The sequence below is a fragment of the Achromobacter sp. 1L-A-4-B-C2 genome, from assembly GCF_057291955.1.
Genome location: NZ_JBXAWP010000002.1, coordinates 502214 through 515734 on the forward strand (window position 1 = coordinate 502214; position 13521 = coordinate 515734).

12 protein-coding genes are annotated in these 13521 nt (G+C 65.1%); 8 read left to right on the forward strand and 4 right to left on the reverse strand.

From position 1 onward, the window contains the following. Positions 1-12: 12 nt before the first annotated feature. Entirely contained in the window at positions 13-1218 is a 1206-nt protein-coding gene (locus AC0Z35_RS09680; RefSeq protein ID WP_120155318.1) for an efflux RND transporter periplasmic adaptor subunit, read from the reverse strand. Positions 1219-1434: 216 nt separating this feature from the next. Here AC0Z35_RS09680 and AC0Z35_RS09685 point away from each other — a divergent pair, with 216 nt between their 5' ends. Beyond that, on the forward strand, positions 1435-2028 hold the full coding sequence (locus tag AC0Z35_RS09685) for a TetR/AcrR family transcriptional regulator (RefSeq protein WP_046807219.1): 594 nt from the start codon (positions 1435-1437) through the stop codon (positions 2026-2028). On the opposite strand, the gene AC0Z35_RS09690 is transcribed toward AC0Z35_RS09685, so the two are convergent. The 3 genes from AC0Z35_RS09690 to AC0Z35_RS09700 form a co-directional block, all read right to left on the reverse strand. Then, positions 2029-3039 carry an aldo/keto reductase gene (locus AC0Z35_RS09690; protein WP_485131846.1) on the reverse strand — a complete coding sequence of 337 codons (1011 nt, stop codon included), beginning with the start codon at positions 3037-3039 and terminating at the stop codon, positions 2029-2031. Positions 3040-3127: 88 nt separating this feature from the next. Continuing rightward, positions 3128-4192, reverse strand: a complete 1065-nt coding sequence (locus AC0Z35_RS09695; protein WP_046807221.1) for a serine hydrolase domain-containing protein — start codon at positions 4190-4192, stop codon at positions 3128-3130. A 31-nt stretch (positions 4193-4223) separates the two neighbouring features. After that, positions 4224-5420: a pyridoxal-phosphate-dependent aminotransferase family protein gene (locus AC0Z35_RS09700; RefSeq protein ID WP_120155312.1), complete on the reverse strand. Its 1197-nt coding sequence runs from the start codon at positions 5418-5420 to the stop codon at positions 4224-4226. 214 nt (positions 5421-5634) lie between these two features. Between AC0Z35_RS09700 and AC0Z35_RS09705 the strand changes: the two genes are divergently transcribed. The 7 genes from AC0Z35_RS09705 (at position 5635) to AC0Z35_RS09735 (ending at position 13476) form a co-directional block, all read left to right on the forward strand. Then, a complete protein-coding gene (locus AC0Z35_RS09705; protein WP_046807223.1) occupies positions 5635-6444 on the forward strand; it encodes a GntR family transcriptional regulator in 810 nt (269 codons plus the stop codon). Positions 6445-6552: 108 nt separating this feature from the next. Next, on the forward strand, positions 6553-8142 hold the full coding sequence (locus AC0Z35_RS09710) for an ABC transporter substrate-binding protein (protein ID WP_485131847.1): 1590 nt from the start codon (positions 6553-6555) through the stop codon (positions 8140-8142). Positions 8143-8222: 80 nt separating this feature from the next. Beyond that, a complete protein-coding gene (locus AC0Z35_RS09715; RefSeq protein WP_046807225.1) occupies positions 8223-9140 on the forward strand; it encodes an ABC transporter permease in 918 nt (305 codons plus the stop codon). Between the two features lies 1 nt (position 9141). Then, positions 9142-10059 carry an ABC transporter permease gene (locus AC0Z35_RS09720; RefSeq protein WP_485131848.1) on the forward strand — a complete coding sequence of 306 codons (918 nt, stop codon included), beginning with the start codon at positions 9142-9144 and terminating at the stop codon, positions 10057-10059. Between the two features lie 2 nt (positions 10060-10061). Continuing rightward, positions 10062-11051, forward strand: a complete 990-nt coding sequence (locus tag AC0Z35_RS09725; RefSeq protein ID WP_485131849.1) for an ABC transporter ATP-binding protein — start codon at positions 10062-10064, stop codon at positions 11049-11051. Continuing rightward, positions 11048-12085 (forward strand): ABC transporter ATP-binding protein, encoded by a 1038-nt coding sequence (locus AC0Z35_RS09730; protein ID WP_485131850.1) that lies wholly within the window; start codon positions 11048-11050, stop codon positions 12083-12085. Before AC0Z35_RS09725 ends, AC0Z35_RS09730 begins: the two co-directional genes overlap by 4 nt. Beyond that, positions 12082-13476 carry a M20 family metallopeptidase gene (locus AC0Z35_RS09735; RefSeq protein ID WP_485131851.1) on the forward strand — a complete coding sequence of 465 codons (1395 nt, stop codon included), beginning with the start codon at positions 12082-12084 and terminating at the stop codon, positions 13474-13476. The genes AC0Z35_RS09730 and AC0Z35_RS09735 overlap by 4 nt, the downstream gene beginning before the upstream one ends. Positions 13477-13521 lie beyond the last annotated feature (45 nt).

A 13521-nucleotide genomic window follows, 5' to 3' on the forward strand; every position in this document is an offset into this window, starting at 1 on the left:
ACGGGCGGCTGCTTAGTTCGCGGCCGGGGCGGAAGCCGGGTCTGTAGCCGGCTTGGCGGCCGCGACGCGTGCTTGTTCGGCCGCCGGTGCCACGCTGACTTTCTGGCCCGGCACGGCGGCCGACGCGCCGCCCACGATGACGCGGTCACCCGCCGCCAGACCGTCGACGATGTGCCAGTCCGAGCCGCGCATCGTGCCAGTCTGCACGGGGCGCGATTCCACCACGTCGTCCTTGCCCACCAACATCACCTGCGGCTTGCCGTCGGTGCTGCGCGTGACCGCGCGCTGCGGCACCAGGATGGCGTTGGGGTCCACGCCCTGCTGTGTTTCCACCCGCACATACATGCCGGGCAACAGCAACACATCGGGGTTGGCGAACTCGCCGCGCACCGACACCTGGCCGGTTGTTCGGTCCACAGCGATATCCGAGAACAGCAGCTTGCCGCTGCGTTTCTGGTCCGTACCGTCGACGGTGATCGAGATGCTTGCGCCCTCGCCCTGCCCCAGGCTGCCGTTCTGCAACGCCGCGCGCATGCGCAGCATGTCGGCCACGGGCTGGTTGAAGTCGACGTAGATGGGGTCCAGCTGCTGGATCTTTGCCATGACGGTGGCTTCGTTCTGGCCGACCAGCGCGCCTTCAGTCACCTGCGCCCGGCCGATGCGGCCGGAAATCGGCGCCTTGACGGTGGCGTAATCCAGGTTCAGCTGGGCGGTTTCGACATCGGCCTGCGCGGACCGGCGCGCGGCCTGCGCGCTTTTCAGCGTGGTGGTGGCGGTGTCGAAGTCCTGCTGGCTGACGGCTTCGATCTTCACCAGCGGCGTATAGCGTTTCAGGATGGCTTGCGCGTCGGCCACGGCGGCATCGGCCTTGGCCAGTTCGCCCTGGGCGCGCGACAGCGCGGCCTTGAACGGCGCCGGGTCAATGCGGAACAGCACGTCGCCCGCCTTCACATCCGCGCCTTCCTCGAAGTTGCGCGACAGCACAATGCCGGCCACGCGGGCACGCACTTCGGCCACGCGCACCGGCTCCACGCGACCCGGCAAGGTGCTGGACAGCGCGTAGCGCTGCGGTTGCACCTGCACCACCTGCACCGCGCGTGGCGTGTCGGCCTGGGCTTGGCTGGGGTTTTCACCGCCGCAACCGGCCAGGCCCAAGGCCATCGCCAACACCGAACCCAATACCGTCAAGGGCAAGCGCCGCTTCAATTGATTCTTCATTTTTTACCTTGCGCCCGCGGCACTGTTTTTTCACCAAGCTGCGGATGCTACCTGAACGATTGATTTGAATCAATAAAGATTCATTTGATTATCAAAAGATCATTAAGAAGGTTTTAAAAGGCCTGACTTGTCAAAATCGCAAAAGTTTGCACAAGCTGAATCTCGCATGCTCCAATACGCGGCAATGGGGATTGGACACACAGACAGGGGCGAACAATGGCGGACGAAGCTGGGCAAGGGCACGAGCGGTTTTTAGTGGCGTTGGCATTGGCGATGGTGGACCAGCCGCGCGCCACGTTGCAGGAACTGGCCAAGGCCGTGGGCGTCAGCAAGGCGACGCTATACCGCTTCTGTCAGACGCGGGACCAACTGGTCCTGCGGCTTACCACGCATTGCGCGCACGTTATGAAGAAGGCGTTGGCGGATTCGCATCTGGATACCGCGCCGCCGCGCGAGGCGTTGCACACGCTGATCCACCAGAACATGGCGCACAAGGAACTGACTGCGTTCCTGATGTACAACTGGAAGCCCGACAACGAGCAGCAGCCCGACATCATGAACAGCTGGTCGGGCTACCAGGAATCGCTGGATGCGTTCTTTTTGCGCGGGCAGCGCGAAGGCGCCTTCCGCGTGGACATCACGGCGGCGGCGCTGACGGAAATGTTCATTGGCGTGCTGACCAGCATGGTGGACGCCGAACGACGCGGGCGCGTCGCGCGGCTGGGCATTGCGTCCGTGGTCGAGCAGATGATGCTGCACGGCATCGCCGGCGAACCGGTGCGCGCACCGGTTGCGGCAGCGCCGGCCTGATCAGGCGCCGGCGACGGGGCGACCGAAGAACGGGTAGTTCGGGTCGTTGTAGCCGTGGCTGGACGCGTGGCCCGGAATGACCCAGCCGTCTACGACAGCTTCGTCTTCGGGCGTGATGGTGACGTCCAGCGCGGCGTAATAGTCTTCCATTTGCGCCACCGTGCGGGGGCCGGCGATCACGCCGGTGATGATCGGATTCGCCAACACCCAGGCGGTGGCAAAATGGCCCGGCTGCACGCCGCGCGTGGCACTGTGCTGCACCAGCTGCTGGGCGATCTGTAGCGACTCTTCACGAAATTCCGTGGCCAGCATGCGGCGGTCGCCACGCCCGGCACGGGTATCGGCGGCAGGCGCCTGGCCCGGCAGATACTTGCCCGTGAGCACGCCGCGCGCGATGGGGCTGTAGGGCACGACGCCCAGCCCGTAGTGCTTGCAAGCGGGCAAGATTTCAACTTCCGGGCCGCGGTTCAGCATGTTGTAGTACGGCTGGCACACCACCGGCTGCGGCACGCCCATCTTTTCGCATAGCCGCATCACCTCGGCAATGCGCCATCCCCGGAAGTTCGACAGGCCAAAACTGCGCAGCTTGCCCGCGCGGATCAGGTCGCCCAGCGCCCACAGCGCTTCTTCCAGGTTTTCTTCGTGAAAGTCGCGGTGCAGGTACAGGATGTCCATGAAATCCGTGCCCATGCGCATCAGGCTTTGCTCAACGCCGCGCATCAGCCACTGACGCGAATAATGCGAGTGGTTCGGGCCCTTGCCCACCACGTTGCCGATCTTGCTGGCCAGCACCCAGTCGTGGCGCTGCCCTTGCAGCAGCTTGCCCACCACCTGTTCCGAGCGGCCTTCGTTGTAGACGTCGGCCGTATCGATGAAGTTCACCCCATGGTCACGCGCCGACGCAACGATGCGCGCGGCCTCGTCGTCCGGCGTTTGTTCGCCGAACATCATGGTGCCCAGGCACAGGGGCGAAACGCGCAGGTTGCTGGAACCCAGACGGCGGTATTTCATGGGGCGATTCCTTTCTGATCAATGAAGTCGACGCGGATGAAGTCGACGCGGCGCGAACCCCGTGGCGGCGGTTCGCGCGGCGTTTATCCTACACCTGCGTTTCCTTGTCCGCATCCACCGCCGCCAGGATCTTGCCGAACAGTGCATCCGCGTGGGCGGAATTCAGCCAGCGCACAATCACCACCATCTTGCGTTCCGGTTCCACCCACGTGAACGAGCTGCCCGCGCCCACGCCGAAGAAGCTTGTGGCCGGCACGCTGGGAAACACGCGGCCTTGATCGTTCAGCCAGATCAGGTAGCCGTAATACGGCGCGATGGCGCATGGCGTACGCATGGCCTGAATCCATTCGCGCGACAAGATCTGCTTGCCGTTGGCCTGGCCGTCGTTCAGCAGCATCTGGCCGATCAGCGCCTGGTCGCGCGCGCTGATGGACATGCCGCCGCCCCAATGCGAACCGCCCGGCACGGACGGCATGCGCTGGCCGTCGATCTCGACCCAGGCGGTGTCGTAGCCCACCCATTGCCAATCTTCGCTGGCGCCGATGGGGCGCGTGACGGCTTCGCGGAACACGTCGGGCAAGGGCTTGCGGAACAGGTGCAGCAGCGCGTACGACAACTGGTTGATGCGCACGTCGTTGTATTCCCAATACGTGCCGGGGCGCTGCAAGGGGCGCGCATCGCCCTTCTTGCCATCGGGCGGCACGCCGAAAGTCACGGCGCGATAGCGATCGGCCTGGTCGGACACGCCGAAGCGTTCGCCTTCCCATTCGCTGGTCTGTTGCAGCAGGTGGCGCCAGGTGATATCGGCGTTCTGGCCTTCATCGAAGCCGATGCCCGGCACGCGCTTGCCCACGGGTTCGTCCACGTCGGGCAACAGGCCACGGTCATGTGCCACGCCCGCCAGGATCGCCAGGTACAGCTTGGCCACGCTGAAGGTCAGGTCGGCGCGTTCGGGCTCGCCCCATTCGGCCACCGTCTTGCCGTCCACCACCACCACGCCCGACACTGGGCCACGGTCATGGATGGGGCCCAGCAGGCGGTTCCAGGGCGGCGGGTCGTTCAGGTGCACGCCAAAGTTGCCCTTGACGCTGCGGTCCCAGGTGGATTCGTGTTCATTGGCGAATTGGATCGCCTGCTGCATCAGCGTGTTCATGGTTTCCCTCGTCGTTGTGTTTGTCTTGGTCTTAAGCCGCCACGCCATCCGGGGCGCGCGCCAGGAATTCCATCGCGGCCCGCACGCCGCCCGCCTGGTGCGGTACTCCGGCGGCGGCCAGCCCCATTTCAACGCCGGCCAGCGTGCCGCACAGCGTCAAGTCATTGAAGTGGCCCAGATGCCCAATGCGGAAGATGCGGTCGGACAGCTTGCCCAGGCCCTGCCCCAGCGACATATCGAAGCGTTCAAGAATGACCTTGCGCAACGCGTCGGCGCCATGGCCTTCGGGCATCATCACGGCGGTCAGCGCGGGGCTGTGGGCAGCCGGGTCCAGGCTTAACAGTTCCAGCCCCCACGCGGCCACCGCCAGCCGCGTCGCGCGGGCATGGCGTTCGTGGCGCGCGAAGACACGCGGCAAGCCCTCGGCCTGCAACATGGCCAGCGCTTCGTGCAGGCCATACAGCAGATTGGTCGACGGCGTGTAGGGGAAATAGCCCTTGGCATTGGCCGTCAGCATTTCGCGCCAATCCCAATACGAACGGGGCAGCCGGGCGGTATCGGCGGCGGCCAGCGCGCGCGCGCTGACGGCGTTGAACGCCAGGCCGGGCGGCAGCATCAAGCCCTTTTGCGAGCCGGCCACGGTAACGTCCACGCCCCATTCATCGTGGCGGTAATCGATGGAGCCCAAGGACGATATCGTGTCCACCATCAGCAACGCGGGATGCGCGGCGCGGTCGATCGCGGCGCGCACGGCGGCAATGTTGCTGGTGACGCCGGTGGACGTTTCGTTATGCACCACGCACACCGCCTTGATGCGCTGCTGCGTGTCTTCGGCCAGCCGCGCGCCGATCACATCGGGGTCCACGGGGTGGCGCCAGTCGCTTTCGATGTAGTCCACGTCCAGGCCCAGCCGGCCCGCCAGCTTCTTCCACAAGCTGGCGAAGTGGCCGGTTTCCACCATCAACACGCGGTCTCCGGGCGACAGCGTGTTGACCAGCGCGGCTTCCCAGGCGCCGGTACCCGACGACGGAAAAATCACCACGGGCGACTGCGTCTGGAAAACGGCTTTGGACCCTTCCAACACGGCGCGGCCCAGCTCGCCAAACTCGGGGCCACGATGGTCGATGGTGGGCTGGTCTATGGCGCGCAAGACGCGGTCGGGCACGTTGGTGGGCCCCGGAATCTGCAAGAAGTGCCGGCCGGACAAATGGGAATTCAGGGAAAGCATGCGTAGCCCCACAGTGGAATTATTTGTATACCAACGAAAGATGCGCGGCGATTCAAACGGCTTTTGACACAGCCCCGGCCGAGCAGGCGGACTTGCGGCATGCGCCACTCTATCCCATTGTTTTTGCACCGATAACCTAGGGTATACACCCATGATTGAAGTCGCTGCGCGGGGTTTATAGTCTAAAAAAATTCGGGGAAAAGTTGGTATACCAATGAGCAGCAATCCTAGCCTCTTGCCGGATCTGGCCGGGTCGGCACACGCCGATTCCGCCCTGCCCGACGCGCCGCCGCAAGGGGCCGTGTCGCCGGCGCCGCGCGTTGCCGGCAACGGCCGCACGCTGCCCGGGGCCGTCGCCGGGGCGCTGCGCGAACGCATCATCCAAGGGGAATTCCCCCCCGGCTCCCGCCTGAACGAACGCGCGCTGTGCGACCTGTTGGGCGTGTCCCGCACACCGATGCGCGAAGCGTTTCGCGTGCTGGCGGCCGAGGGCCTGGTGCAGATCGAACCGAACCGTGGCGCGCAGGTGGTGGCGCTGTCGGAAGCCAATATCCGTGAAGCGTTTGAAGTGATCGGCGGGCTCGAAGCCATGTCGTGCCGGCTGGCGTGCGAACGCGCCACCGATCTTGAAATTGCCGAGATCCGTGCGCTGACCTACGAAATGATGGCTAGCCACGCACGCCATGACCTGCCCACGTACTTTCATACCAACCGCGAAATTCACGAACGCATCAGCCTGGCCTCGCACAACAGCCTGCTCAAGCAGCTGTACGACGCGCAGAACGCGCGCATCCAGAACCTGCGGTTCGTGTCGAACGAGAACCGCCAGAAATGGGATCTGGCCATGCGCGAACACATCGACATGGCCGAGGCCCTGGACGCGCGCGACGCCGACCGGCTGGCCGGCATCATGCGGCAGCACTTGCAGCGCAAGTGCGAGGCCGCGCTGAAAAGCATCAACGCCGATGCAAGCATCAACGCCAATGCGGCGCCCAAGACCGCGCCGTCGTCCGACTCTGGTTGAGCCTGCCCTCCCAGCGCAAGGACGATAACGATAAAACCAGGGTGGCGCGGCCCGGAGCGAGATGATGGATACGCAGTACATGTAGTGCCTTCCACAGGAGCCTTCACCATGGCTGATAGTCGCTTCACACCTGCCTCACCCGCCCGACCCCGCACCCACCGCGTCCTTCCGCTGCACGGCCCACTACGCGCCGCCGTCGCCGCCGCCCTCTTCGCCTGCGCCGGCCTTGCCGCCCAGCCCGCGCTGGCGGGCAAGAAAGACGACACCTTGCGCATGGCGTACGACCAGGCGCCTGAAAGCGTCGACCCGTACTTCAACAACGTGCGTATCGGCGTCATCATCGCCGCCAACGTCTGGGACACGCTGCTGTACCGCGACCCCGTCACCAACGAGTACAAGGGGCAGCTGGCCAAAAGCTGGAAGCAGATCGACGACAAGACCATGGAATTCGAATTGCGCGAAGGCGTGAAATTCCATAACGGCGAAGAGTTCGATGCCGACTCGGTGGTGTACACGCTGAACTACGTGGCAGACCCGAAGAACAAAGCGGTCACGCAGCAGAACGTGTCGTGGATCGACAAGGTTGAGAAAATCGACAAATACAAGGTGCGCCTGACCACCAAGGAACCCTTCCCTGGCGCCAAGGAATACCTGTCCACCACCGCCGCCATCCACCCCGCCAAGTACTACCAGGAAGTCGGCCCCAAGGGCATGAACGCCAAGCCGGTGGGCTCCGGCCCGTACAAGGTGGTGGACTATCAGCCCGGCAAATCCATCACGCTGGAACGCAACACCGACTACTTCAAGGACTCGCCCAAGGCGCAGCCGAAGATTGGCAAGGTGGTCATCCGCTTCATCCCCGACCGCCAGACGCAGATGGCCGAAGTCATCTCGGGCGGCGAAGACCTGATCATGAGCGTGCCCAAGGACCAGGCCGAACAGCTGGGCCAGATGCCTAACCTGCAAATGGTCACCGGCAACACCATGCGCATCGTGTTCATGCAGATGAACATCCAGGACGGCACCCCCGCGCCGCAACTGAAAGACGAGCGCGTGCGCAAGGCCATCATCCACGCCATCGACCGCGAATCCATGTTGAAAAACATCGTGGGCGAAGGCGGCGGGCTGATCAACACCATCTGCACGCCCTCGCAAGTGGGTTGCACGCAAGACGGCGCGCCCACCTACAAGTACGACCCGGCGCTGGCCAAGAAGCTGCTGGCCGATGCGGGCTACGCCAATGGCTTCGACATCGACATCGTGGCCTACCGCGAGCGCAACCAGACCGAAGCCATCATCAACTACCTGCAAGCCGTGGGCATCCGCGCCAAGCTCAACTTCTTGCAGTACGCCGCCATGCGCGACATGATTCGCGCCAACAAGGCGTCGCTGACCCACCAGACCTGGGGTTCCAACCTGGTCAACGACGTGTCGGCGTCCACCCCCGTGTACTTCGCCTTCGGCAATGACGACATCACGCGCGACCCCAAGGTGCGCGACCTGCTCAACAAGGGCGACCACACCATCGACAGCGAGGCGCGCAAGGCCGCCTACAAAGAAGCGCTGGACCTGATCGCGCAAAAGGCCTACGCGGTGCCGCTGTGGACGCTGCCCGCCTACTACGTCGCCACCAAGGACGTGAACTTCAAGCCGTATTCCGACGAACTGGTCCGCTTCTGGGACATGAGCTGGAAGTAGCCACGCGGGAAGTCACGCGCGGGGTAACGCCGGGCGGGCGCCACGCCCGTCCGGCGGGCTGAAACGTTAGAGGAAGTCCTATGCTTTATTTCACGATCAGGCGCCTGGGCCTGGCGGCGCTGGTGGCGCTGACCGTATCGATCCTGGCGTTCCTGCTGCTGCACCTGTCGGGCGACCCGGCGCTGGCGCTGGCCGGCGAAGGCGCGCGTCAGGCCGATATCGACATGATCCGCAAGACCTACGGGCTGGACCGGCCGCTGGTGGTGCAATACGCCGACTGGCTGTGGCACATCATGCAGGGCGATTTCGGCACGTCGGTGTACTTCAAGACCGAGGCCGGGCCGTTGATTCTGTCCAAGCTCAAAACCACCTTGCTGCTGGGCATGGGCGCGCTGGGCTTTGCGCTGCTGGTGTCGATTCCGCTGGGCGTGCTGGCCGCCATTTACAAGGGCAGCGTGATCGACCGCGTGTGCCTGGCGATTGCCGTGCTGGGCCAGGCGCTGCCAAACTTTTTCTTTGCGCTGATTTTGATCATGCTGTTTTCGATATCGCTGCGCATCCTGCCGGTGTCGGGCAGCGGCACCTGGCAGCATTTCGTGATGCCCGCGATTGCGCTGGGCTACTACGTGGCGCCGGCCTTCATGCGATTGATACGCGCCGGCATGATCGAAGTGCTGGGCGCGGACTACATCCGCACCGCCCGCGCCAAGGGGCTGCCCGCGCGCAAGATCATCTTCAAGCACGCACTGCGCAACGCCATCGTGCCGGTTGTGGCGCTGGCCGCCGTGCAGTTGGGCTACCTGCTGGGCGGCTCGGTCGTCATCGAAACCATCTTCGCGCTGGACGGCCTGGGCTATCTGGCCTACCAGAGCATTACGTACAAGGACTATCCGGTGATGCAGCTGATTGTGCTGCTGCTGTCCGTGCTGTACGTGCTGCTGACGCTAGCCGCCGATATCGCCAACGCGTGGCTCGATCCGCGCATCCGGGTGTCCTGACATGACCACGCCTATTCTCACCCCCTCCGTTCCCGGCGCGCCCGCCCCCGCCGCGTTGGAACTGTCCGCCTCCACCTTGCGCTGGCGCAGGCTGCGCCGCAACAAGGCGCTGCTGGCCGGTGGCGGCATCCTGCTCATCATCGTGCTGATCGCGCTGCTGGCGCCGTGGATTTCCCCGCACGACCCGTACTTTCAGGACCTGGCCTACCGCACCGCGCCGCCCGTCTGGTACGCCAAGGGCACGTGGCTGCATCCGCTGGGCACCGACCAGCTGGGCCGCGACTATATGTCTCGCCTGTTCTACGGCGCGCGCATTTCGCTGTTGATCGGCGTCAGCGTGGCGTTGATATCCGGAATCATCGGCACCGCCATGGGCATGGCCGCCGGCTACTTCGGCGGCAAGGTCGACATGGCCGTGTCGTTCCTGATCACCACCCGTTTGTCCATGCCCGTGATCCTGGTGGCGCTGGCCACGGTGGCCATCGTCGGTGGTTCGCTGTGGGTGGTGATCCTGGTGCTGGGCTTTTTGAAATGGGACCGCTACGCCGTGGTCATGCGCAGCGCCACGCAGCAGGTGCGGTCGCTGGAATACGTGGCGGCGGCGCAGGCGGCTGGCGCGTCCACGTGGCGCATCGTGTGGGGCGAAGTGCTGCCCAACGTGGTGCCGCAGCTGATCGTGATTGCCACGCTGGAAGCGGCCAGCGCCATCTTGCTGGAAGCCTCGCTGTCGTTCCTGGGCCTGGGCGTGCAGCCGCCGCTGCCGTCCTGGGGGCTGATGATTTCCGAAGCCAAGGCGTACATGTTCTTTTCGTTCTGGCTGATCGCCATTCCGGGTTCGGCGCTGGCGGTGTTGATCTTTGCGATCAACCTGGCCGGCGACGGGCTGCATCAACTGCTGACGCCTGAAGAGAGGGCCTGACCATGGCCGACAAAGAAATTGTGCTGGACGTGCAAGGGCTGACGGTCGACATCGCCACGCCGCGCGGGCCGCTGCACGCGGTGCGCGACGTGTCGTTCCAGGTCAAGCGCGGCGAAACGCTGTGCCTGGTGGGCGAATCGGGCTGCGGCAAATCGATGACGTCGCTGGCCATCATGGGCCTGTTGCCCAAGGCGGCCAAGCGCACGACACGCCGGCTGGCGGTGCTGGGCGAAGACCTGTCCACCGCGCGCAGCCGGCGTATCAATGCGCTGCGCGGCAGCAAGATGGCGATGATTTTCCAGGAACCGATGACGGCGCTGAACCCCGCCTACGCCATCGGCGAGCAACTGACCGAACACTACATCCACCATCGCCATGCCAGCCAGCAACAGGCGCGCGACCGCGCGGTGGAACTGCTGGAAAAGGTGGGCATCGCCTCGGCCGGACAACGCCTGACGCAATATCCGCACCAGCTTTCCGGCGGCCTGCGCCAGCGCGTGATGATAGCCATGGCGCTGATGTGCGGCCCGGAACTGCTGATTGCCGATGAGCCCAGCACGGCGCTGGACGTCACCATCCAGGCGCAAATCCTGCGCTTGCTGGCGGACTTGCAGGCCGAGCTTGGCATTGCCATGGTGCTGATCACCCACGACCTGGGCGTGGTGGCGCGCATTGCACAGCAGGTGGCGGTGATGTATGCGGGGCAGATCGTCGAGGAAGGCCCGGTCAAGGAGATCTTCGCCACGCCGCGCCATCCCTATACAGAGGGCTTGCTGGGCTGTATCCCCGTGCCCGGCCGCACCCCGCCCGGCGAATCGCTGGGCACGATACCCGGCGTGGTGCCGTCATTGGTGGGCGAGCTGCGCGGCTGCGCCTTTGCCGACCGTTGCCGCTACGTGCAGCCGCAATGCCGCGACACCGTGCCCGTGCACGGCCAGCCGCCGCATCAACAATGGCGCTGCATCCGCGTTGAAGAAGGAGTCCTGGCATGAGCGCGCTGTTGCAAGCCGAAGCCGTCAGCCGGCAATTTTCGATCCGTTCGGGCATGTTCCGGCCGCGCAGCACGCTGCACGCCGTCAACGGCGTGGACCTGGCCGTGGAACGCGGCGCGGTGCTGGGCATCGTGGGCGAATCGGGCTGCGGAAAATCCACCCTGGCCCGCATGCTGCTGGGCCTGACGCCGCCCAGCGACGGCGCCATCAAGCTGGACGGCCAAGACATCCGGCAGATGGACCGCCGCGCGCTGGCGCGCCGGGTGCAGCCGATTTTCCAGGACCCGTATTCGTCCTTGAACCCGCGCCGGTCCATCGCGTCCATCGTGTCGCTGCCGCTGGAGGTGCACGGCATCGCCAACCCCAAGATGCACAAGGCCATCGAGATGCTGGAACGCGTGGGCCTGCCGCCCCGGCTGGCGCACAACACGCCGGGGCAGCTGTCCGGCGGCCAGCGCCAGCGCGTGGCGATTGCGCGCGCGCTGGTCATGAACCCGGAAATCGTCATCTGCGACGAGCCGACATCCGCGCTGGACGTATCCGTGCAAGCGCAGATCATGAACCTGCTGATGGAACTGCGGCGCGAGTTCAACCTGACGTATGTGTTCATCAGCCATAACCTGGCGGTGGTCGAACACATCGCCACGCATGTGGCGGTGATGTACCTGGGGCGTGTGGTGGAATCGGCGCCCACGGCCAAGTTGTTTCACGACCCGCACCATCCCTATACGCAGGCCTTGCTGGCGTCGGTGCTGACGCCCGAACCGGGCCTGGGCATTCCGGACATGGGCTTGGGCCTGTCGTTCCCCGACCCCTTGCATCCGCCGCCCGGTTGCCCGTTTCACCCGCGTTGCCAACATGCCATGCCGCAATGCAAGGTGGAGCGGCCCGCGCTGACGCTGCGTGACGGGTCCGTGGTGGCTTGCCATCTGTATCCTGAATCCGGCGCTGCATCGACCGCGGCATCTGCTTCCATGTCTACTTCTGCGTCCCTCCCCTCTTCAATTCCCAACTCCACCGGAGCCCGCTCATGACCCGCGAGCAAGCCATCGCCCAAGCAGAACAGTGTTTTGATTCGGGCGCCTTCCGCGCCCTGCTGGCGCGGCGCCTGGCGCTGCCCACCGAAAGCCAGAACCCCGAGCGCGCCGCCGTGCTGGCCGACTACCTGGAATCCGAGATCCGCCCGGCCTTCGAGGCGATGGGATTCACCTGCCGCACCCTGACGCATCCCAAGGCGCTGGCGCCCTTCCTGTACGCCGAGCGCATCGAAGACGCCGCCCTGCCCACCGTGCTGGGCTATGGCCACGGCGACGTTATCCGTGGGCTGGAAAAGGAATGGAAGGAAGGCTTGACGCCCTGGGCGCTGACCGAAGCCGAAGGCCGCTGGTATGGCCGGGGCATTGCCGACAACAAGGGGCAGCACACCGTCAACATGGAAGCGCTGCGGCTGGTGCTGGAAGCGCGCGGCAAGCTGGGCTTCAACGCCAAGTATCTGATTGAAATGGGCGAAGAGACGGGCTCGATGGGCTTGCGCGAACTGTGCGCCGACCATCGCGACATGCTGGCGGCCGACTTGCTGATTGCGTCCGACGGCCCGCGTCTTGCCCCCCAGCGCCCGACTATCTTTCTGGGCGCGCGCGGCAGCCTGAACATTGATCTGTCTATCGAGGCACGGGCCGGCGGCCACCATTCGGGCAACTGGGGTGGGCTGATTTCCAACCCCGGCATTCAGCTGGCGCACGCCATATCGACCATCGTGTCGCCCACCGGGCAGATCCGTATTCCGGAATGGGTGCCGACCGAACTACCCGCCGCCGTGCGCCGCGCCTTGGCCGACTGCCAGGTGGACGGCGGCTCGGACGGCCCCGAGATCGAACCGGACTGGGGCGAACCTGGCCTGTCGCCCGCCGAGCGCGTGTTCGGCTGGTGCTCGTTTGAAGTGCTGGCCTACAAGACCGGCAACCCGGAAACGCCCGTTAACGCCATCCCGCCGCGCGCCTGGGCGCGTTGCCAGCTGCGCTTTGTGGTCGGCGTGGACCCGGACGACCTGATCCCGGCGCTGCGCCGGCATCTGGACAGCCACGGCTTTTCGATGGTCAAGATTGCGCTGACGCGCGAATCCATGTTCCGCGCCACGCGCATCGATCCGGACGATGCCTGGGTGCAATGGGCGGTGGATTCGCTGGAACGCACGTCGGGCCAGAAGACGGCGCTGCTGCCCAACCTGGGCGGCTCGTTGCCCAACGACATCTTCACGGATGTGCTGGGCCTGCGCACAATCTGGGTGCCGCATTCCTACCCCGGTTGCTCGCAGCACGCGCCCAACGAACACCTGCCGCCCGAACTGCTGCGCCAGGCGCTGGGATTGATGACGGGCCTGTACTGGGACCTGGGCGCGGGCGACACGCCACCGCTGTCGCGCTGAGGTTTTCCGAGACTGGGCGCGGGGCGGGCTTGGAGCGGGCTTGGG